A 19,780-nucleotide genomic window follows, 5' to 3' on the forward strand; every position below is an offset into this window, starting at 1 on the left:
TATACGAAGAAATGTCGTCAGGGCGGCCGCGCGTTCTTCAACCAGAGTCAGGTTTGCGTCACTATTAATCGAACTTTTGTTCGACAAATGGACCACTCTGCGGTAGTCTTAAGGCATGTCGAAGTTGACCGGTCTGCACGAGGCGATCTCCCGCCTCGACGTGGCGTGGGCGGATGCTGGCGACTCGAACGACCTTTCGAGGGATCAGCTGATCGCGGTCACGAACGCGATCGGCTTGTTGCAGCGTCGACTGGATGCGGTGCACGTGGGCGTGGCGGCGGGTGTCGCCAGCGAATCGCGTACGGAGCTCGGTGCAGATTCTTTGGCGAAGCAGCAGGGTTTCCGCACTCCGGCGAAGTTGATCGCCGCAGCCACGGGCATGTCGACAGGTGATGCCATCCGTCTCATCAAGGTGGGCGAGGCGACGGCGGTGCGCACGGATCTTCTGGGTGCCCGGTTGCCGGCGAAGTACCCACTGGTGAGCGAGGCGATGGCGGCAGGAACTCTGAGTGCGCAGGCGGCCGCGTTGATCATCGGGGTGCTGGAGCGGTGTCGTATCGCTGCCGGGCCGCAACAGACGGCGGAAGGGGAGAGGCTGCTTGTCGATGCTGCGCCCGGACTCGCGCTCGATGAGATCCGCCGGCTCGTGGTGCGGGTCGAGGCATGGCTCGACCCTGATGGTGTCGAACCGCGAGAAGACGAGCAGCGGGGCAAGCGGTCGCTCACGTTCTTCGAGCGCGGCGGGCGGTTGCATCTCAACGGGAACTTCGATGTCGAGACCGGTGCGCCGATCGTCGCCGCGCTTCGCGGATACGTGAGCGCGGCATTCGCTGCTCGCCAGGACGCCCCCGATCCGGACGCGCCCGATGCCGATCGTCGCACGGTGCCGATGCTGCACGTCGACGACCTGGAATCCGCCACTGGCGCCGCGACGATCGACGGCATCGACCAGCCGATAAGTGCAGCCGCTGCCCGACGGATGGCCGCCGACGGCGGGGTGATCCCCTGCGTCCTCGGTGGAGACAGCGAGATCCTCGACTGGGGTCGGAAGAAGCGCTTCTTCACCAAGGCGCAACGCCTCGCCCTCGTCGAACGCGATGGCGGATGCGCCATGTGCAACCTCCCGCCCGAAATGGTCAAGGCCCACCACATGCGATGGTGGGAACGCCATCACGGACGAACTGACCTCTCCAACGGAATCCTCCTGTGTGAGAGCTGTCACCATCGCATCCACGACAACGGATGGGACATCCATATCGACGGCACAGGTGTGAACGCGCGGGTCTGGTTCATCCCTCCCGCTCACGTCGACCCTGCACGCACTCCCAGACTCGGCGGACGCGCACGCTTCGATATCGCCGCGTGAACATCTGCTCCCTCGCGGGTAGACCCGATCTAGGTATTCAACGGCGCGGGAACACGCGTCGGCTCGGGCAGGCTGATCTCGCGCCAGACCGTATCGAGCGAGAGCCCGAGCGCATGGGCGATCGCAGCGATGGTCGGGAAGGCGGGTGTCGCGACGCGGCCGGACTCGATCTTGCGCAGCGTCTCGGGCGACACTCCTGCATCGAGTGCGACGTCGAGCATCGTGCGTGCACCCCGTGCCTGGCGCAGCATGGTGCCGAGGCGTTCTCCTCGTTCGATCTCTGCGGCAGAGAGCGGCATCCTGACCATCATGATTCCGATTCTAATACCGGTATAACAACACCGGTATAGTTATTGGATGATCGAGATTCTGAACACCGACGAACTCGCCCGAGCGAAGAGCACCGGTGCGCTGGTCGCCGACATCCTGCAGGAGATGAAGCGCCGCAGCGCGGTCGGCGTGAACCTGCTGGACATCGACCGATGGACCAGGGAGATGATCACCGAAGCCGGCGCGCAGTCCTGCTACGTCGACTACGCGCCCTCATTCGGGAACGGTCCCTTCGGCCACTACATCTGCACGGCTGTCAACGATGCCGTGCTCCACGGAATGCCGCACGACTACGCGCTCGCCGACGGCGATCTGCTGACGCTCGACCTCGCCGTCTCGCTCCGAGGAATCGCCGCGGACGCTGCCATCAGCTTCGTCGTCGGAGAAGCGCAACCTGCGGAGAGCCTGGCGATGATCGCCGCGACCGAGCAGGCTCTGGCGGCGGGGATCGCGGCGGCCAGGCCTGGTGCCCGGGTCGGTGACATCTCCCGCGCCATCGGGACTGTCCTCAAGGCGGCGGGGTACCCGATCAACATGGAGTTCGGTGGCCATGGCATCGGGTCGACAATGCATCAGGATCCGCATGTTGCGAACGCCGGACGGCCCGGTCGCGGATACGTATTGCGACCGGGGCTGCTGCTCGCGCTAGAACCGTGGGTCATGGCCGACACCGATGAGCTCGTCACGGATGCCGACGGGTGGACGCTTCGGAGTGCCACCGGATGCCGCACCGCTCACACTGAGCACACGATCGCGATCACTGCGGACGGTGCGGAGATTCTCACCCTACCTAGTGCAACTGGAGGGTTGCATTAATCGGAATTAGGTGCAACCATGAGATTGCAGTTGGTCGATCGGCCAGCGAAGAATCTCGAAAGGAACCATCATGGTGAGCATGACCGAAAACCCGGCATCCATCGTCGACGAAGACGCATTCACGGTGCGGCGCAGCATCCGCATCAACGCACCCGTCGAGAAGGTGTGGCGCGCGATCACGCAGCCCGAGTACATCTCCCGCTGGTTCGGCCGCACCGTGCTCGACGGTGTCGGCGTCGGAGCCGCCGGAACGATGACCTTCCCGGACTACGGCTCCATCCCGCTGCGGGTCGAGGAGTGGGATGAGCCGCGCGTGGTCGCGTACCGCTGGAACAACGACGACGCGCTCGGGAAGCTTCCGGACCGCGTTCAGGAGAAGGGCTCGACCGTCTTCACGTTCACGCTCGATGAGATCGATGGCGGTACGCAGCTCACTGTCGTCGAAGCCGGATTCGAGAACACGTCCGATCCGCGCGTGAACCTCGAGAGCCACCGCACGGGTTGGGATGAGGAGCTCGACAAGATGGTCGCCCTGGTCGAGAAAGACGCAGTCGAGGCCGACGAGTGAGCGCAGACACCCTGGCTCCCATGTTCGCGGCACTCGCGGATGAGACGCGGTGGAGCATCCTGCAGGCGCTCGGAGAGGGGGATGCTTCGGCATCCGCCCTCGCCGGGCGTCTCCCCGTCAGTCGCCAGGCGATCGCGAAGCACCTCGCGGTGCTGCAGGAGGTCGGCCTCGTCGAGCCGATACGCGCCGGCCGCGAACTGCGATTCCGCGTGATCGGTGCCGAGCTCAGTGTCATCGCTGAGCGTCTCGACGTGATCGGGCGCGGCTGGGACCGCCGTCTTGCATCGATCAAGGAGATCGCCGAAGAGCTGTGATCGGGGATCGGCTCTTGCTTGTAATCCAAGGATCAGTGAGTGTACAGTCACTCATATGGTCACGGCTCGCAGCTCAATCCTCTCCACGGCCGACGCGCGGCGGCCCATCGTCGCAGCAGCGGCGCTGGCGGAGTTCGCGCGCGGCGGCTACTACGCCACGACCGTCGCCGATGTCGCCCGGGAGGCGAAGATCTCCCCCGCGTACGTCTTCAAGCTCTACTCCGGCAAGGAAGCGCTCTTCGTCGCAGCCCTCGAAGCGTGCTTCGATGCGATCATCGCGGCCCTCGAAGAGGGGGCGGATGCTGCAGTCGACCAGACGCCTGAGAACATCCTCGACGCGATGGGCGATGCGTACGCGCAGTTGATCAGCGACCGAACTCTGCTGATGCTGCAGGTGCACGCGCAATCGGTCGCCGAGATCCCGGTCGTGGGGGAAGCTCTTCGTGCCGGACTTGCGCGCGTCACGATGTTCGCGAAGAACCGCTCCGCCGGGGCGGATGACGATGTGCAGCGCTTCATCGCCTATGGCCAGCTGTGCCATCTCATCGTGACGACCCAGCTCGACGGCCGCCCCGAAGAGTGGGCCAGGCTTCTCGCCAAGGGAATGAGCCACCCGGCGTGATCGCATTCTGTGCTGCCCAGATTCTTCTTTGCTCAAAAGAGTGAGTGATGAATCACTCAGTCAGTATCCAACCGAAAGGAATGACATCATGAACACGCTCTCGACCGTCGTCCGCCCGACGATCGCCGCACCACGCAGCTCCCGCCGCTGGGTCGCCCTCAGCTTCCTCGCTCTCGCGCAGTTCCTCGTCGTGCTGGACGCCTCCATCGTCAACATCGCTCTCCCCGTGCTCGGGCGGCAGCTCGGCATGGACACGGTCGCCCTCACCTGGGTGATCACCGCATACGTGCTCGCCTTCGGCGGGCTGCTCCTTCTCGGCGGACGTCTTGCCGACCGATACGGTCACCGCCGCATCTTCCTGATCGGCACCGCTGGTTTCGTCGTAGCATCCGCGCTCGCCGGCCTCTCGTTCTCGAGCGAGATGCTGCTCGTGGCACGAGCCCTGCAAGGCGCGTCCGCCGCGCTCCTCGCCCCGGCCGCCCTCGCCTTGCTCACGCACCTCTTCCCCGACGCGAAGGAGCGCACCAAAGCACTCGGCGTCTGGGGCGCAGTCGCAGGGATCGGATCCGCGGCCGGCGTGCTGCTCGGCGGCATCCTCACCGCGACGCTCGGCTGGCAGGCGGTGTTCTTCGTCAACGTGCCGATCGGTGCGATCGTGCTGGTCGCGATTCCGCTTCTCGTCACTCGTGACGGCGAGCGAGCGGGCGGACGCCTGGATGCGGCCGGTGCGGTCACGGTGACCGCGGCGCTCGTCGCTCTCGTCGGGGCGTTCAGCGCCGTGGAGCAGCTGGGTTTCCTGCACCCACTGCCGCTCGTGCTCTTCGCGGTCGCCGTCGTGCTCGGCGCCCTGTTCGTGGGGCGCGAGCGACGCAGCGCCGAACCGCTCGTGCCGCTGGCTGTGTTCCGCAACCGCGACATCGCGCTCGGCAATGTCGTCATGCTGCTCGGCGCCGCCGCCATGGTCGCCCTCTTCTTCGCCCTCTCGGTGTACATGCAGGCCGTGCTCGGCTACGACGCGCTCACGGCAGGCCTGTCTCAGCTGCCGCTCGCCGGCGCGCTCGTGCTCGTCGCAGGCGTCGTTCCCGCGCTGATCGGCCGTCTGGGCACGAGGCCAATCCTCGCCACGTCGCTGCTTGTCTTGGCCGGCGGGCTGGTGTGGCTCGCGTTCGCACCATCGGATGCCGTCTTCCTGACTCAGCTGCTGGGGCCGTCGCTGCTCATCGGCGTCGGACTCGGCGGTGCGTTCGTCGCAACGACGCAGCTCGCAGTCGAAGGAGTCGAAGGCGGTGAGGCCGGTCTCGCCGGCGGTCTTATCAACACCAGTCAGCAGATCGGCGGCGCCGTCGGTCTCGCCGTGCTTGGCACGATCGCGGGCCTGCGGACTGCGGCACTGGAGGCGAGCGGTGCATCGCCGGCCGATGCACTCACCGGCGGGTTCGCGTGGCTCTTCCTAGGGGCGGCCGCGCTCGCGATCCTCGGGGCGGGAACCGTGGCGGTCTGGCGGCGCCGCTGAGTCCGGTCGCCGCAACTGGGCCCGCGCGCGCTGTCTGGATCAGGCAGGCGCGCGGGCATCAGTCCTTGCTGGAATGCAGGCCTCTTCTGCCACGGCCCGGTGCGCAGTGATATGCGGCATCCACGATCGCTAGGCGTGCCCCGGCTGCTCCACGCCCACGAACTCGCCGGCCCGCGCACCGCGGCGATTCGGCGCCTCGACCTCCGCCGCATCCAGGTAGGCGCGCGCGACGACATTCTCATCGGCATCCGTCGCCCAGATCAGGAATCGACCGGCTCCGTCGCGTGCGGGCACGGCGAGATGCACAGCATCTGAGAGCACGAAGGGCGCGACGTCGACACGTGAGGTCGACACGACGTCAGTCGACGGAGCGCTACTGGCCGAGGGGATGCGCTCCATCGGTGAGCCGGCCGGGACCCACGCGCCGTGGACCAAAAGGGAAAGCGCCGAATCTCCATGATGCGAGACATGCACGTCGATGCCGAACGCAGTCACCGGAAGCGCGAGGTCTGCGCCGGCCCGTTCGGGCACGAGGTCCAGTACGAGCACCGTGTCCGCGTTCACGTCGGCGGGGATGCAGCCGCCCCAGTCCTTGGTGCGGCGGTCCTCGGTCAGCAGCCCCGCGCACTCGTGCTCGACGTCGGAGAACTCCGTGTAGACGTAACCGGAGAAACGGTCGTGCCGACGCAGTTCCTGCGTCTCCCACCGCAGGTGCCACGCGCGCTCGAGACTCGTGAAACCTTCGCCGTATTCGCTGTTCAGGATCGGCACGCCGGACCGCGGGAAAGACGATGACCCGTAGAGCGATTTGTCGACGATGAAGTCAGGTCCGAGCCGCACGGGGAACTCCTCGCGCGTGCCTTCGGCGAGATCCGCAACGACCTGCTTCCAGGTCGCGATGTCGGGCTCGTAGTAGTGCCAGTCGACGAGGTCGCTGCGCACGTGCGCCCAACCGGAATTCTCGACGATCGGTCGAGTGTCATCGAGGGTGCGCAGCAGGTCATAGGCGCGCTCGGCCGCTTCGGTGCGTGCCGCACTGCCGGGAATGTCCCAGTCCAGGCCCCACTCCTCGTTGTAGAGACCCCAGATGACGATGCTCGGGTGGTTGCCGTCGCGCTCCACCATGGCCGGAAGCTGAGCTTCGAACGCCACCGCCGCAGCGTCTGAGAAGCGACTCGGGCAGGCGGGCTCCGCCCAGACCAGCATCCCTGTGCGGTCCGCCTCGTGCAGCCAGATCGGGTCCTCGAACTTGAGATGCTTGCGCACCAGGTTGTAGCCGAGCTCACGCGCCAGCGCGATGTCGCGGACCAGCGCGTCAGAGTCGGGGGCCGTGAGACCGGTGTCGGGCCAATACCCCTGATCGAGGACGCCGCGCACATACAACCTGGAGCCGTTGAGCCAGAGCTCCTCGCCGCGCGTCTCGATATGGCGCAGCCCGGTGGTGGCAGTGACCTGATCGGCCGCGTGACCTTCGCCGACGACGATCTCGACGCGATACAGATGTGGATCAGCCGGTGACCACAGCTGCGGTTCCTCAATCTCGATGCGAGCGGACGCCTGACCGGCAGCATCCGTCGTCATCTCGACCTCTGCGCCGGACACCCGGGCACGCACGACCGCACCGCCGACGGCATCGCCCTCCAGCGACACCGCGACATCGATCCCCGTCAGGCTGTCGCCGCGCAGTGAAACGACGCGTGCGTAGGTGCGCCCGCGGGCCTCAAGCCAGACCGACTGCCAGATGCCGGAGGTCGGCGTGAATGAGACCCCGTCGTAGTCGTCGCGCGGAATCGAGCGCTGCTTGCCGTGCGCGATGTCCCGCTTGTCTGCCGGCGCGTCGACCTCTACCGTCAGTTCGGAGGTCACACCGGGCACGACGAAGTCGGTGATGTCGAACTCGAACGACTCGTAGCCGCCGACGTGTTCCCCGACGAGGCTGCCGTCGATGCGCACGACGGCGCGGTGGTGCACTGCACCGAAGCTCAGCACGACGCGACGATCGGCCCATTCGACGGGTGCGACGATGCGTCGGCGATAGGTCCCGCGCTCCAACCAGGTGCGCCGGATGCCGGATGCTTCGCTTTCCCACGCGAACGGCACCGTGATGGCTGATCGGATGCCGTCGGCCTCGAAGTCCCACTCTCCGTTGAGGGTCAGCCAGCGTTCCGATCGGTCGCGATCGGGCCGTGGGTAGTCGCGGCGAGGCGTGGCGTCGGAATCTGCTGCTGCGAGGGGGGATTCGGTAGTGGAAAGAGACATGTTCAGCCTTTCACGCTGCCGGCGAGGATGCCGTTGATGAAGTGACGCTGGAGCACGATGAAGAGCACCAGCAGGGGAATGAGGGCGATGGAACTCGCCGCGAGGAGCTCGCCGGTGACCGTCGCGTAGTCGGCCCCGATCCGGTTGCCGGTGATGTTCTGCGCGAGCGTCGAGAGCACGACCTGCAGAGTCGCCATCCGCTCCGAACTCGCGACGATCACCGGCCAGACGAAGTCGTTGTAGATGTTCATGATCGTCAGCACGGCAAGGCCTGCCAGTCCCGGGCGGATGACGGGGACGACGACGCGCCAGAAGATGCCGAATTCGCTGCATCCGTCGACGCGCGCAGCATCCAGCAGCTCATCCGGCACCGCGCTGATGACCTGACGCATCCAGAAGATGGCGAACGCGTCCACCGCGCCCGGCAGGATCAGCGCCTGATACGTGTTGACCCAGCCGAGGGTCTTCATCTCGAGCAGCAGCGGGATGATCAGAACGATGGTCGGCAGCATCAGGGTGATGAGAACCGCACCGAAGATGAGGTTCTTACCGATGAATTCGTACTTCGCGAACGCGAACGCGGCGAGTGGCGCGAAGAACAGCGTGATGCCGCCCTTGATCACCAGCACGATCGCGGTGTTGAGGAATCCGTGCGCGATCGGCACGTCTTGGAACATGGCGGTGAAGTTGTCGAGCGTGAACGTCGACACATCGAACCCGAGCGGGTCACGGATGATGTCGTTCGGCTGCTTGAACGACGACACGATCGCCCATGCCACCGGAGCGAGGAAAGCGACGAGAAGGATCAGCAGGAACAGGTGGGTGCCGAGGCGCAGGCTCGGTCGGCGCCGGGTGGGTTGCGGTGCGGGGGCGGATGCCGTGACGTCCGGCACTGCAGGAGAGAGGGTGTCGGTCATGATCAGTCCTTCGCTCGCAGCATCCGTACGAAGAAGAGTGAGAGCACCATCACGAGGATGACGAGCAGGAAGGAGTTCGCCGCCCCGGTGCCGAGGTCTCCGCGGGTGATGTGGTTGTAGAGGTAGTAGCCGGCCGTCGTCGTGGAGTTGTACGGACCGCCCTGCGTGACGACGAACGGCTCGGCGAACATCTGGAACACGGCGAGCGTCTGCAGCACGACGGCGAACATGATGGTGCGGCGCAGCAGCGGCACGGTGATGCTCCACAGCTGCCGCAACTTGGATGCCCCGTCGAGCTCTGCGGCCTCGTACATGGAGTTGTCGATGGACTGCAGCCCAGAGAGCAGGATGATCACGATGAAGCCTGTCGTCTTCCAGAGGAACAGAAGGGCGAGCGTCGGCTTCGCCCATTCGCTCGTCGTCAGCCATCCGATATCCGGGATGCCGAAGACGCCGAGCATCGCGTTGATGGCGCCGTACTGCTGATCGAACAGCACGACCCAGATCTGGGCGACGGCGACGAGCGGCGTCACGAAGGGGACGATGAAGGCGACGCGGTAGAGCCCGCGCATCCTGAGTTTGGCCGAGTTCAGCAGTACGGCGACGATCACGCCGAGCACGATCTGGATCGGGACGATCAGCAGCCAGAGAATGCCGGAGTTGCCGAGCGAGCTCCAGAAGGCCTCGCTCGTGAGCAGGTATGTGTAATTGCCCCAGCCCACCCACTCCGCGGCACCCGAGCCGCGCCAGTTCGTGAAGCTCAATCGCGCCGTGAAGATCAGCGGGTAGACGCTGAACGCGAAGAAGATCGCGATGAACGGGAGGACGAAGAGGTACGGCGCGGAGCGTCGCCTCAGTCGTGCCGTTCGATTTCGGGCGCGCTGGGACGCCGCGGAGGGGAGGGCTGTGATCGTCATCGTGAAGTGTCCGTCACTGCCTGTCGATGAGATTCGTCTGGATGCTGTCCGTCGAGTCGCTGATGACCTCAGCGGGGGTCAGATCGCCGTCGAGCATCTTCTGGATGTCGTTGCCGAGATAGTCGACGGCGCTGCTCCACCACGAGGGAATCGACGTGCCGCTGGGGATCTGCGCGCCGGCGGTGGTCGCGACCTCCCAGAGGTCCTGTCCTCCGAGCGCTTCGATCGGGTCGAAGAGGGGCTTGGTGGGATCCGCGGCCGGCAGGTAGGCGGGGATCGACGTGTTCAGCCCGGTCGGGTAGATGTCGTTCACGCCCCACACTGCGCTGAAGCCGGCCTCGTCGTACATGAGGAACTCGTAGAAGAGCCATGCGAGCTCGGAGTTCTCACCGTCCTTGGGCAGGACGAACGATGAGCCTCCCATCGCGCCGCTGCGGGCTCCGCCTTCTTCCCAGGCGGGCAGCTCCATGGCGCGCCAGTCGCCACTGGTCTCGGGGAGCAGCTGCTGCGGTGCGAAGTCGAACCAGATCGCCCAAGGGTAGAAGACCTGGTTGCCGTTCTCGAGCTCGGCGATGTCAGTCGGAGTGAGGTACTCCGCCCGAGTTCCGAGGCCCTCCGACCGGACGGTGTCGAGGAACGTCAGGATCTGCTCGTACTCGGGGCTGTCGAGGCGGAGTTCACCTTCGGCGTCAGCGATCGACGTCCCGAGTTGGCTCGCGTACATCTCGAGCTGGAGCTGACCGAGGAACGCGCTCTGCTCGAGGTGGATCGGGTGCGCCTCCGGCTTCTTCTCCTGGTATGCGCGGGCCGCATCGAGCAGGTCGTCGTAGGTCTCGATCGCCGTGGCATCAACTCCAGCCGCCTCGAGCGCGGTGGCGTTGTAATAGAGCAGTCCGGGGTTGAGGTCGTATGGAACGCCGTAGATGCCACCGCCCACCGACGTCGCGTCGATCTTCTGCGGAGCGATGTCGCCGACGTACGGGTCGAGCACGTCAGTGAGGTCCCAGAGGTGATCCGCGAAGCCGCCGATCATGGCGTCGTCGAGGAATACGCCGTCCGGGACGTCGGTGCCCGTGATGAGCGTGTTCTGCAGCTTCGCGTTGATGTCGACGGCCTCGTGGTTCACCTTGATGCCGGGGTACTTCTCGTTGAAGTCGTCGATCACGTCGTCGAAGACCTCGAAGAGATCGCCGGAGCGGTCCCAGATCGTGATCTCACCTTCGGGCTGTTCTGCGCCGGGCGCCTGCAGGCGATCGGATGCTGCGTCGTCGCCGGTTCCCGCCGTGATGTCTGGTCCGCAGGCCGTCAGCGCCAGCGCCGTGACGGCGATGGTGCCGAGCGCGGCCAGGCGGAGGGCCCGCTGTTTCGGGTTGCTGTTCATGAACACTCCTTTGTGTCGAGGTGCAGGGTCGGGTGCGGTGGACGTCTTTTGCCAACGTATGCAAACTGTAACGCAACTTTGCACACGTTGCAAACGGTAGGATGCTGACATGCCGGCAACACTTCGCGACGTCGCAGAGCGTGCACAGGTGTCGATGCGCACCGTCTCGAACGTGGTGAGCGGTTACACGCACGTGAGTGAGCGAATGCGGACGAAGGTGCTTGCCGCCATCGACGAACTCGACTATCGGCCCAACCCGGTGGCGCGAACACTGCGCACCGGGCGCACGGGGATGCTGGCGCTGGTCGTGCCCGAGATCGATGTGCCGTACTTCAGCGAACTCGCGCGTGACGTCATCGATGCTGCGGCCGAGGTCGGCTATCGCGTGATGATCGACCAGACCGGCCACGATCATGAGCGGGAGCGGCAGCTGCTGACCGGCGAAGATCGCACGATGCTGTTCGACGGCCTGCTGTTCAGTCCGTTGGTCACGAAGTCCGAGCTCCTCGACATGCACGGTGCGACGCGGATGCCGTTGATCCTGCTGGGCGAGCACGATTTCGACGGGCGCTACGATCACGTGGCCATCGACAACGTGGCGGCGGCGCGGGACGCGGTCGGCCATCTGATCGAGACCGGCCGAACGCGGATCGCTTCGATCGGCTCGCAGCCGCTCGAAGAGTACTCGACGCCCCTGCAGCGCTCGGCTGGATATGAGGCCGCGCTGGCAGATGCCGGCGTGGATCTTCGCCCGGAGTACGTGGTCACGGCCGCGCACTACAGCCGCGCTGACGGGTACTCAGCGGGTCGGGCGCTGCTCGCGCTCGATCCACGCCCCGACGCCATCTTCTGCTTCTCAGATCTGCTCGCCTTCGGTGCGATGCGTGCTGTCTTCGATGCGGGTCTCCGGGTTCCTGAGGACGTCGCGGTGATCGGGATCGATGACGTCGACGAGGGGCGCTATTCACGCCCATCGCTCAGCACGATCTCGCTCGACACGCAGTTCATCGCACGCGAGTCGGTGCGCCGGATCATCGACCGGATCGAAGACCCCGCGCTGCCGGCGACCGAGATCGTCGCGCCTCACAAACTCGTTGTCCGCGAGAGCACCGCCGTGGAGTGAGGCCTCCCGCGTCGCGCCTGTGCGTCGACGCTCTTCAGCTCAGAACGGTGTCTCGTCTGCCGTCGACCATTCCGCGTTCGGTGTGGACCACGAGTCGGCCGTCGCGGGTGCCGCTGCACCCCCGGTTGCCGTGACCGGCGCGCTGCCGCCACTGCCCGACCGGTCACCCCGAACGACCTGGGCCGTGGCGTACTTCAGCGAAGGCCCGACCTCATCGACCTGCAGCTCGAGGCTCACGCGGTTGTTGCCCTCGCGGTCCTGGTAACTGCGCTGCTGCAGGCGGCCGGTGACGATCACGCGGCTGCCCTTCGTCAGGGACGCCGTGATGTTCGTCGCGAGGTCGCGCCAGGCCGAGCAGCGCATGAACAGCGCGTCGCCGTCTTTCCATTCGTTCGCCTGCCGATCGAAGTTGCGCGGCGTGCTGGCGACCGTGAAGCTCGCCACAGCGACGCCAGAACTCGTCTGGCGCAGCTCGGGCTCGGCGGTCAGGTTTCCCACGATGGTGAGGGTGGTCTCGTTCATGTCGTTCACTCCGGTTCCGTATGTTGTTCATCTCAGTGTCGAGACTGCCTCATTGTGAGACGGGATCAGAGTATGCCCCGTGACCGACATTGGAGGGGATCGCCGCGTCAGGGCGCCGTGTATCCACCATCCACCAGGTGATAGCTGCCGGTGATGAAGCTGGCGGCGTCGCTCGCGAGGAAGACGATGAGGCTGGCGACCTCATCCGCTTGCCCGAGTCGGCCGATCGGATGCTTCGACACGAGGAACTCCTTCGCGTCGGCATCCATCTGCGCCAGCAGAGGAGTGTCGATGAAACCGGGCCCGACCGAGTTCACGCGCACGCCCTGCGCGGAATACTCCAGCGCAGCCGTCTTGGTCATGCCCACGACGCCGTGCTTCGCGGCGACGTATGCGGGAGACGTGGCGAAGCCGACGCTGCCGAGGATCGAGGCGATGTTCACCACCGAGCCGCCGCCGTTGCTGAGGATCGACGGGATCTGGGCCTTCATGTTGCGGAAGACCGCGTTGAGGTTGATCGCGATGACTTTGTCCCAGTCGTCGTCACCGTACTCGGCGGTCGGCGCGGCTGCCCCGCCGATCCCGGCATTGTTCACTCCGATACGCAAGGGGGCGAGGGTGTTGGCCAGTTCGATGGATGACGCGATCCACGACGAGTCCGTCGCGTCACCGGCAGATGCCTCTGCAACGCCTCCTGCAGCGCGGATCTCATCGACGACCGACTGGGCCGCGTCAGCATTCAGGTCGTTCACGACTACCGATGCACCGTTCTGCGCCAGCAGTATCGCGGTGGACTTGCCGATTCCACTGCCCGCCCCGGTGACGATGGCCGAGCGGTCCGAAACGTCGTACTGAGCCATGATGGCTCCCTCCCGGGCGAGCGCTGCGCCGGGAGAGCTTCTCGGTCGGTCCGCCCTCTTCGACCCTACGTCGGCGGCGGGTTCGTCGGGGCGGCCTTGACAACAAGATGCAACGCCGGCCCTCTTCCCGAACGACACCGAACGATATATCGTTAAGCATCATCGTCCGTTCGATCGAGGAGGACAACATGAACAGCTCATTCCCCACCGGCCCCTTCGGCGGAGGCGGGTCCGGCTCGCCGTTCGGCGGACCAGGAGGCCCGGCATCCGCGATCTTCGATGCGATGGACCAGCTTCGAAAGTCGTTCGAGCAGCGAACCAGCGGCCCGTCCCGCATGGCCCGCGGTGACGTTCGCTCGGCGGTCATCGCTCTTCTCGCCGAGGAGCCGATGCACGGCTACCAGATCATCAACGAGATCGCCGAGCGCTCCGGCGGCTCGTGGAAGCCGAGCGCCGGATCGGTCTACCCGACCCTGCAGCTGCTCGCCGATGAAGGCCTCATCACCGCCGAGGAGCAGAACGGGCGAAAGACCTATTCGCTCACCGGGGCAGGTCGCGAAGAGGCCGAGATCGCCGCGGACAAGCCGGCGCCGTGGGAGGCGTTCTCGTCCCGCGAGCACAGCCATCTCACTGCTCTGCCCAAGGCGGGGATGGATCTCGCCGGCGCTGCCGCACAGGTCGCCCGCACCGGTTCGCCCGAGCAGGTGCAGGAGGCCGTGACGGTGCTCGACGAGGCGCGTCGTAGGCTGTACGCGATCCTTGCGCAGGACTGACTCGCCCCCGCACCGCCCGGTCGGGCATCCTGCCGAACCGGGCGAGAGGATGACGCGATGACGGACGCTGCGCGAACGACCCACCGCGCCCGCTACCGCCGCATCGTCTCGTTCGCAGCGCGCGAGTTCATCAAGATCTGGTGGTTCGAACTCGTCCTGCCCAGATTCGGGTTCTCGAGCATCTCCGAGCGCACCCGCGCACCGCGGATGCAGAATTTCGCGCGTCGCTTCCACGTGCTCGCGGTCGATCTCGGTGGACTCATGATCAAGGTCGGCCAGTTCATGTCGTCGCGCCTCGACGTGCTGCCGCCTGAGATCACCGAGGAACTCGCCGGGTTGCAGGACGAAGTGCCCGCCGTCCCGTTCCCTGACATCAAGACGCTCGCCGAGGCCGAACTCGGGGTGTCGCTCGAGCGCGCCTTCGCGTGGTTCGACGAACGGCCTCTCGCCGCGGCATCCCTCGGCCAGGTGCATCGCGCGCGACTCTCGGATCTCGACGCGGCCGACACCGGACTCCGCGATGTCGTCGTGAAGGTGCAGCGCCCCGGTATCGACGAGATCGTCGCGACCGATCTCACTGCCCTTCGGCGTGTGGCGGGCTGGTTGCGGCGGATCCGCATCGTCTCGGATCGCGTGGATGCGCCTGCGCTCGTCGAGGAGTTCGCACAGACCAGCCTCGAGGAGATCGACTACCTGCACGAGGCCGCGAACGCGGAGCGCTTCGCCGAGAACTACGCCGCCGATCCGAGGGTCAGCACGCCGGAGATCGTCTGGGAGCGCGTCACCCGCCGGGTGCTGACGCTGTCCGACGTCACAGCGATCAAGATCAACGACACTGCCGCGCTTCGAAGGGCGGGAATCGATCCATCGAAGGTCGCTGATGTGTTCGCAGAGGTGATGTTCGACCAGGTGTTCACGCACAGCTTCGTGCACGCCGACCCCCATCCGGGCAACATCTTCGTGACGCCGCTGCCCGCGTCGGCGACGGGCGATGCGGATGCCGGCACCAGGCCCTGGCGCCTGACCTTCATCGACTTCGGGATGATGGCCGAAGTGCCGGACGGCCTCCGCGACGGACTGCGCACGCTGCTCGTCGCCGTCGCGGGGCGCGACAGCAAGGGCCTGGTGAAGGCCGCGCAGGAGATCGGCGTGCTGCTGCCGTCGGCCGACACCCTCGAACTCGAGCGGGCGCTCGCCGCGCTGTTCGACCGATTCGGAGGGATGGGCTTCGTCGAGCTCAGCAAGGTCGACCCGAGTGAGTTCCGCGGGTTCGCGAACGAGTTCGGAGACACCGTTCGTTCACTGCCGCTGCAGTTGCCCGAGAACATGCTGCTCCTCATCCGCGCGGTCTCGCTGACCTCTGGCATGTGCAGCGGGCTCGATCCCGCCTTCAACGTGTGGGATGCCGCTGAGCCGTATGCCGCGCGCCTGATCCGCGACGAAAGCGGCAACGTCATCCAGGCATTCGCGAAGCAGGCGGTGTCGACCGCGGCCACCACCTGGCGTCTTCCCGCACGCATCGACGACGTGATCACGCGGATCGACGATGGCACCGTCACTTTCGACACCTCACGGCTCGAGCGCCGCCTCGACTCGCTGATGCGCATCGGTCGCCGCGCTGTCGCCGCGCTGCTGTTCGGCGGGCTGCTCATCGGGGGAGCGGTGCTGCTGATGCCCGCTCTGCCGCTCGGGGTCGTGCTGATGGCGTCATCGGCGATTCCGCTGCTGTACGCGCTGCTCGGCGGGGGCGGGCGGCGGTAGCGAGCCGCAGGAGGCTCACGCGGTTCAGGTTCGGGCTTGCAGCATTCGCTCGACGGCGGTGACGACCGATTGTCGGCGAGCGGCGACTTCACCACCTCCGACTGGATCGTCCTTGAGGCCGGTGAGCCCCTCCGGTGAGAGCTGCCAGGCTTGCGCGATGGCGTAGATGAAGACCAGAACATCTACGGCCGACAGCGGGTGCGCGGCAGCCGTGGCGACGGCAAGCGTCTTGTTCCGATAGATGTCGCGCGGCTCAGCGGTGGCCTCCGGTCGCTCGAGCTGAGCCCACATGCTCAGGCGGAGGACTTCAGGGAAGCGCTGATGATGGTCGAACACGTCCCCGGCCCAGCCTGCGAGATCCTCGGGACGCGGGGGGACGTTCTCGGCCATGCGACGCAGCGCCTCCGCAAGGGTGGCATCGAACAGGCCGCTCTTGCCGCCGTAGTACGCGTAGATCATCCGAACGTTGCTCTGCGCCTGGGAGGCGATCCGCTCCACGCGCCCACCGGCGAAACCATGGGCCGCGAACTCCACGGTCGCCGCGGCGAGTATTCGCTCCCTCGTGGCTTCAGCGTCACGTGCCATGAGTCTCCCTCGGTTCGGTATTGACGAGCCTGTTCTCCAACGCTAGCTTACAAGTAAGTACTCATTTACTTACTGGAGGCGACATGACACGCATTGCTCTCGTGACCGGGGCCAACCGCGGACTCGGACGAGCCACCGCGCTCGCTTTGGCTCGGAACATGATCAAAGTCGTCGCCGCCTCACGGAGTGGTGCGAGCGAGGTCGTGGACGAGATCGTCGGATCGGGCGGCGAAGCCATAGCGGTCCCGCTGGATGTCGCAGACCTTCCGTCCATCGACGCAGCTCGCATCGCGGTGCTGGCCGGCATCGAGCAGGAGTGGAACGCCAGCGCCATCGACGTGCTGGTCAACAACGCCGGGGTGGGGCTGTTCGCGCCGCTCGGCGCCATCACGGCAGAAGATTTCGATGCCACCTTCGCTGTCAACGTCCGGGGTCCGCTTTTCGTCACGCAGGCCTTCCTACCCCACCTGTCGGACGGCGCAAGCATCGTGAACGTGTCGAGTTCGCTCAGTCGACACGTCAGCCCGGCGACCTCCGTCTATGCGGCATCGAAGAAGGCGCTTGAAGCACTTACCCGGAGCCTCGCCCTTGAACTGGGCCCGCGGGGAATCCGGGTCAACTCGATCGCCCCCGGGCCGACCGCTACCGACTTCAACGGCGGAGCCATGCGCGATAGCGAAGCCATGCGCTCGGCGCTGTCGGGGCAAACCGCACTCGGGCGAGTGGGCGACCCGGACGAGATCGCGGATGCGATCTCTGCTCTGGTGTCCCGCGAGTTCCGCTGGGCAACGGGTGAGCGCATCGAGGTATCCGGTGGTGTACTGCTGTGACCGGAGCCTGGCGGCGAGTCACCGCTCCAGCGTGATCCCGATCTCGAAAGAGCGTCGCCAGGGCAGCGTCAGCTCCGTGATGCGCGCACCATCAGCGGGGAGCATGGATTCGAGGAACGTCGTGAGCTCGGCACGGATCACCCGTTCGGCCTCTGCCACGAGCGTTGCATCCGACATCGGGAACCGATCGGGGAACACCGACGGGCCGGTATCGACGCGCACCACGGCCTGGTATGCGAAGTCGTCCAGTAGACGGGTGAGCAGCGCGATCCGTGCTGCTTCCTCGTCGTAGGTCCCGCTCGCCCGCCCGACGACGCCGGCCACCGCAAGCGCCACGACGCTGCCCAGAGTGTTGCCCGCGGTGTTCCAACCGCCGTAGGCGTCCAGCTTCTCCAACAAGTCCGCGTCGGCGAGTGCACGTCCCAGCGCCTCATCCGAACCGTTCGGGTAACGCACATCTGCGAGCGCCACCCGCTCTCCGGCGTCCACGCGCGCACGCACGAGTTCGACGGTGGCGCGCACGGCATCCTCGTCGACGGCATCCGGACGCCCGCGGAACATGTCGTGGCGATCGGGATCCGGCGCATGCAGCACCAGTGTCACGTCGGCGCCCTCGGTCACCTCGACCGCGCCGGCGGCGCGGATCTGACGGCTCGCCGATGCGGAGAGCGGCATGTTCTCGTAAGGCGGGATGCGCGTGAGGCCTTCCGGGTCCGCACACGCCACGGCGAAGGATGCCGTGACGCGGGCGTTCGTCGCCAACGCCCGCGCGACCAGGATGGCGCCGACCTCGTCTGCGCCGGGGTACATCAGCACCTCCCGGCCGGTGGGCAGCATCCGCATCCAATGGCGCAGCCACACTTGCTCGGCGCTGCCGGCAGCGAACGGCGCGGTGTCATCCGCCGTGATCGCGAGGAAGTCGAGTGTGCCGTCCTCGACCAGATCGAGCGTTTCGAGATTCGCGATGTGATTGCGCAGGCGACGCGTGGAGTAGTCCGAGACGACATCGGCCGGCACCGGCGTCAACTCGTCCAACGGCAGCACCTCCACCTCGCCGAGCAGCCGGTGCGCGTCGCCGCCGAGCGCGTGCAACTGCATGCCGTAGTCGTTCCAGTACAGCGGTTCTTCTGTGGCCGAGTTCGAGTTGCTCGCGCGGGTCACGAGCGAAACCGCGGAGATCGGCAGTTCGGGTCGCAGGCGATGCACCTCGCGGAGGGTGTCGAGACGTGCCAGCACTGTGCGGGTCGTATCGGCGTTGGTCCTGCTCGCGATCAGGCCGCCGTAAAGCAGCATGTCGACCGACACCAGGATGTGGACGGTCGCGGGGTCCGCCGCCCGCTCCAGCAACCAGGCTCCGAGCGCATCCGCGTCGCCGGCCGTGCGGTACGACGGAAGGATCTCTGCCGGCGGCACATCGAGCGTCATGCCGGCGATCCTGGCGACGTCACCGGGAAGGAGTACGTTCACCGGCCGGTCGTCCAGGGGGAGCAGCGCGATGCGCTGGCGTGCGGGGGAAGTCTGCTCTGACACGTTCGGGAGGCCTTTCACAGGGGATGGAAGTCAGGGGGATGGATGTCAAGGGCGGGAGATCGAGAGCTGGTACGAGTAGCGGTCGCCGCGGTAGACGGACTCGGCATACTCGATCGGTCGGCTGCGGGCGTCGTAGGTCGTGCGCTTCACCAGGAACGCGGGCGAGAACGGCGGTGTGTCCAGTGCGGCAGCCTGCGCTTCGTCGAGGACGATCGCGTGGATCTCCTGGTCGGCGCGCACGGCGACGAGTCCGAATCGGCTGCGCAGATCGTCGTAGAGCGAGTCTCCGATGATCCCGTCCTCCAGCCCGGGGACCGAGCCTGCCGCGAACGAGGACGCCTCCAGGCAGATCGGGATGTCATCGCCCGTGCGCACACGGCGTACGCGCACCACGTCATCTCGAGGGCTGAGATTGAGTGCATAACCCGTTGTCTGACCCGCAGCCTCGACGCCCACCTCGACCGATTTCGAGCCGGGGCGCATGTTGCGCGCGCGCATGTCTTCGGAGAACGACGTCAGCTCGAAACTCTTGCTGATCCGCGCCGCGCTGACGAAGGTGCCCGCGCCCTGCATCCGGTACACGGCGCCCTCGCGTTCGAGGTCGTCGAGCGCGCGTCGCACGGTCTGGCGATTCACCTCCAGCGTCTCGGCGAGGTCACGCTCGGTCGGCAGCTTCTCGTGGGGTGAAAGTCCCTGAGTGATCATCTGCTCGACGTGCATCCGCACGCGCTCGTGCTTCGAGGCAGCTTCGGCTGAAGTCATTGCGCCCTCCCTTTGGACTAACCCAATCTTG

General features: G+C 66.2%; 20 protein-coding genes. 10 read left to right on the plus strand and 10 right to left on the minus strand.

From position 1 onward, the window contains the following. Positions 1–115: 115 nt before the first annotated feature. A complete protein-coding gene (locus tag QFZ46_RS09950; RefSeq protein WP_307360921.1) occupies positions 116–1,366 on the plus strand; it encodes an HNH endonuclease signature motif containing protein in 1,251 nt (416 codons plus the stop codon). Positions 1,367–1,395: 29 nt separating this feature from the next. Here QFZ46_RS09950 and QFZ46_RS09955 read toward each other — a convergent pair whose 3' ends face one another. Continuing rightward, a complete protein-coding gene (locus tag QFZ46_RS09955) occupies positions 1,396–1,674 on the minus strand; it encodes a helix-turn-helix domain-containing protein (protein WP_307364563.1) in 279 nt (92 codons plus the stop codon). 49 nt (positions 1,675–1,723) lie between these two features. Between QFZ46_RS09955 and map the strand changes: the two genes are divergently transcribed. The 5 genes from map to QFZ46_RS09980 all read left to right on the plus strand — a co-directional run bounded on the left by map (position 1,724) and on the right by QFZ46_RS09980 (position 5,529). After that, complete coding sequence (gene map / locus QFZ46_RS09960; protein WP_307360922.1) at positions 1,724–2,512, plus strand: type I methionyl aminopeptidase; 789 nt, start codon at positions 1,724–1,726, stop codon at positions 2,510–2,512. 79 nt (positions 2,513–2,591) lie between these two features. Continuing rightward, positions 2,592–3,080 carry an SRPBCC domain-containing protein gene (locus QFZ46_RS09965; RefSeq protein WP_307360923.1) on the plus strand — a complete coding sequence of 163 codons (489 nt, stop codon included), beginning with the start codon at positions 2,592–2,594 and terminating at the stop codon, positions 3,078–3,080. After that, the gene (locus QFZ46_RS09970) at positions 3,077–3,394 is read left to right on the plus strand and encodes an ArsR/SmtB family transcription factor (protein ID WP_307360924.1); all 318 of its coding nucleotides are present in this window, start codon (positions 3,077–3,079) and stop codon (positions 3,392–3,394) included. The genes QFZ46_RS09965 and QFZ46_RS09970 overlap by 4 nt, the downstream gene beginning before the upstream one ends. A gap of 55 nt (positions 3,395–3,449) precedes the next feature. Continuing rightward, on the plus strand, positions 3,450–4,016 hold the full coding sequence (locus tag QFZ46_RS09975; protein WP_307360925.1) for a TetR/AcrR family transcriptional regulator: 567 nt from the start codon (positions 3,450–3,452) through the stop codon (positions 4,014–4,016). Positions 4,017–4,104: 88 nt separating this feature from the next. Next, positions 4,105–5,529, plus strand: a complete 1,425-nt coding sequence (locus QFZ46_RS09980; protein WP_307360928.1) for a DHA2 family efflux MFS transporter permease subunit — start codon at positions 4,105–4,107, stop codon at positions 5,527–5,529. A gap of 129 nt (positions 5,530–5,658) precedes the next feature. Here the strand turns inward: QFZ46_RS09980 and QFZ46_RS09985 are convergent, their stop codons facing one another. From QFZ46_RS09985 to QFZ46_RS10000, 4 genes are read right to left on the minus strand one after another with little or no spacing between them, the layout of a single operon-like run. Beyond that, positions 5,659–7,788: a glycoside hydrolase family 2 protein gene (locus QFZ46_RS09985; RefSeq protein WP_307360930.1), complete on the minus strand. Its 2,130-nt coding sequence runs from the start codon at positions 7,786–7,788 to the stop codon at positions 5,659–5,661. Positions 7,789–7,790: 2 nt separating this feature from the next. Further along, positions 7,791–8,705: a carbohydrate ABC transporter permease gene (locus QFZ46_RS09990; protein ID WP_307360932.1), complete on the minus strand. Its 915-nt coding sequence runs from the start codon at positions 8,703–8,705 to the stop codon at positions 7,791–7,793. Between the two features lie 2 nt (positions 8,706–8,707). After that, complete coding sequence (locus tag QFZ46_RS09995) at positions 8,708–9,622, minus strand: carbohydrate ABC transporter permease (RefSeq protein ID WP_307360936.1); 915 nt, start codon at positions 9,620–9,622, stop codon at positions 8,708–8,710. Positions 9,623–9,635: 13 nt separating this feature from the next. Then, on the minus strand, positions 9,636–11,003 hold the full coding sequence (locus tag QFZ46_RS10000) for an ABC transporter substrate-binding protein (protein ID WP_307360939.1): 1,368 nt from the start codon (positions 11,001–11,003) through the stop codon (positions 9,636–9,638). A gap of 109 nt (positions 11,004–11,112) precedes the next feature. Between QFZ46_RS10000 and QFZ46_RS10005 the strand changes: the two genes are divergently transcribed. Further along, positions 11,113–12,126, plus strand: coding sequence for a LacI family DNA-binding transcriptional regulator (locus tag QFZ46_RS10005; RefSeq protein WP_307360941.1), 1,014 nt, complete (start codon positions 11,113–11,115; stop codon positions 12,124–12,126). Positions 12,127–12,165: 39 nt separating this feature from the next. On the opposite strand, the gene QFZ46_RS10010 is transcribed toward QFZ46_RS10005, so the two are convergent. After that, positions 12,166–12,648 (minus strand): single-stranded DNA-binding protein, encoded by a 483-nt coding sequence (locus tag QFZ46_RS10010; protein ID WP_307360943.1) that lies wholly within the window; start codon positions 12,646–12,648, stop codon positions 12,166–12,168. Positions 12,649–12,755: 107 nt separating this feature from the next. Continuing rightward, positions 12,756–13,508 (minus strand): SDR family NAD(P)-dependent oxidoreductase, encoded by a 753-nt coding sequence (locus tag QFZ46_RS10015; RefSeq protein ID WP_307360944.1) that lies wholly within the window; start codon positions 13,506–13,508, stop codon positions 12,756–12,758. Between the two features lie 188 nt (positions 13,509–13,696). Here QFZ46_RS10015 and QFZ46_RS10020 point away from each other — a divergent pair, with 188 nt between their 5' ends. Next, positions 13,697–14,281 carry a PadR family transcriptional regulator gene (locus QFZ46_RS10020; protein WP_307360946.1) on the plus strand — a complete coding sequence of 195 codons (585 nt, stop codon included), beginning with the start codon at positions 13,697–13,699 and terminating at the stop codon, positions 14,279–14,281. 57 nt (positions 14,282–14,338) lie between these two features. After that, positions 14,339–16,042, plus strand: a complete 1,704-nt coding sequence (locus QFZ46_RS10025; RefSeq protein WP_307360949.1) for an ABC1 kinase family protein — start codon at positions 14,339–14,341, stop codon at positions 16,040–16,042. 24 nt (positions 16,043–16,066) lie between these two features. Here the strand turns inward: QFZ46_RS10025 and QFZ46_RS10030 are convergent, their stop codons facing one another. Next, the gene (locus QFZ46_RS10030) at positions 16,067–16,627 is read right to left on the minus strand and encodes a TetR family transcriptional regulator (RefSeq protein WP_307360951.1); all 561 of its coding nucleotides are present in this window, start codon (positions 16,625–16,627) and stop codon (positions 16,067–16,069) included. An 83-nt stretch (positions 16,628–16,710) separates the two neighbouring features. Between QFZ46_RS10030 and QFZ46_RS10035 the strand changes: the two genes are divergently transcribed. After that, positions 16,711–17,457, plus strand: coding sequence for an SDR family NAD(P)-dependent oxidoreductase (locus QFZ46_RS10035; RefSeq protein WP_307360952.1), 747 nt, complete (start codon positions 16,711–16,713; stop codon positions 17,455–17,457). 18 nt (positions 17,458–17,475) lie between these two features. On the opposite strand, the gene QFZ46_RS10040 is transcribed toward QFZ46_RS10035, so the two are convergent. Both QFZ46_RS10040 and QFZ46_RS10045 read right to left on the minus strand, forming a co-directional pair. Further along, complete coding sequence (locus tag QFZ46_RS10040) at positions 17,476–18,987, minus strand: DUF4127 family protein (RefSeq protein ID WP_307360953.1); 1,512 nt, start codon at positions 18,985–18,987, stop codon at positions 17,476–17,478. Between the two features lie 45 nt (positions 18,988–19,032). Further along, entirely contained in the window at positions 19,033–19,749 is a 717-nt protein-coding gene (locus QFZ46_RS10045; protein ID WP_307360954.1) for a GntR family transcriptional regulator, read from the minus strand. Positions 19,750–19,780: the final 31 nt, after the last annotated feature.

This window comes from Microbacterium murale (genome assembly GCF_030815955.1).
Lineage (GTDB): Bacteria > Actinomycetota > Actinomycetes > Actinomycetales > Microbacteriaceae > Microbacterium > Microbacterium murale_A.

Excerpts from the sequence above, each read along its gene's own strand:
- QFZ46_RS09950 (WP_307360921.1), top strand. The coding sequence starts at position 116 with ATGTCGAAGTTGACCGGTCTGCACGAGGCGATCTCCCGCCTCGACGTG.
- QFZ46_RS09955 (WP_307364563.1), bottom strand. The coding sequence starts at position 1,674 with ATGGTCAGGATGCCGCTCTCTGCCGCAGAGATCGAACGAGGAGAACGC.
- map (WP_307360922.1), top strand. The coding sequence starts at position 1,724 with ATGATCGAGATTCTGAACACCGACGAACTCGCCCGAGCGAAGAGCACC.
- QFZ46_RS09965 (WP_307360923.1), top strand. The coding sequence starts at position 2,592 with ATGACCGAAAACCCGGCATCCATCGTCGACGAAGACGCATTCACGGTG.
- QFZ46_RS09975 (WP_307360925.1), top strand. The coding sequence starts at position 3,450 with ATGGTCACGGCTCGCAGCTCAATCCTCTCCACGGCCGACGCGCGGCGG.
- QFZ46_RS09980 (WP_307360928.1), top strand. The coding sequence starts at position 4,105 with ATGAACACGCTCTCGACCGTCGTCCGCCCGACGATCGCCGCACCACGC.
- QFZ46_RS09985 (WP_307360930.1), bottom strand. The coding sequence starts at position 7,788 with ATGTCTCTTTCCACTACCGAATCCCCCCTCGCAGCAGCAGATTCCGAC.
- QFZ46_RS09990 (WP_307360932.1), bottom strand. The coding sequence starts at position 8,705 with ATGACCGACACCCTCTCTCCTGCAGTGCCGGACGTCACGGCATCCGCC.
- QFZ46_RS09995 (WP_307360936.1), bottom strand. The coding sequence starts at position 9,622 with ATGACGATCACAGCCCTCCCCTCCGCGGCGTCCCAGCGCGCCCGAAAT.
- QFZ46_RS10000 (WP_307360939.1), bottom strand. The coding sequence starts at position 11,003 with ATGAACAGCAACCCGAAACAGCGGGCCCTCCGCCTGGCCGCGCTCGGC.
- QFZ46_RS10005 (WP_307360941.1), top strand. The coding sequence starts at position 11,113 with ATGCCGGCAACACTTCGCGACGTCGCAGAGCGTGCACAGGTGTCGATG.
- QFZ46_RS10010 (WP_307360943.1), bottom strand. The coding sequence starts at position 12,648 with ATGAACGAGACCACCCTCACCATCGTGGGAAACCTGACCGCCGAGCCC.
- QFZ46_RS10015 (WP_307360944.1), bottom strand. The coding sequence starts at position 13,508 with ATGGCTCAGTACGACGTTTCGGACCGCTCGGCCATCGTCACCGGGGCG.
- QFZ46_RS10020 (WP_307360946.1), top strand. The coding sequence starts at position 13,697 with ATGAACAGCTCATTCCCCACCGGCCCCTTCGGCGGAGGCGGGTCCGGC.
- QFZ46_RS10025 (WP_307360949.1), top strand. The coding sequence starts at position 14,339 with ATGACGGACGCTGCGCGAACGACCCACCGCGCCCGCTACCGCCGCATC.
- QFZ46_RS10030 (WP_307360951.1), bottom strand. The coding sequence starts at position 16,627 with ATGGCACGTGACGCTGAAGCCACGAGGGAGCGAATACTCGCCGCGGCG.
- QFZ46_RS10035 (WP_307360952.1), top strand. The coding sequence starts at position 16,711 with ATGACACGCATTGCTCTCGTGACCGGGGCCAACCGCGGACTCGGACGA.
- QFZ46_RS10045 (WP_307360954.1), bottom strand. The coding sequence starts at position 19,749 with ATGACTTCAGCCGAAGCTGCCTCGAAGCACGAGCGCGTGCGGATGCAC.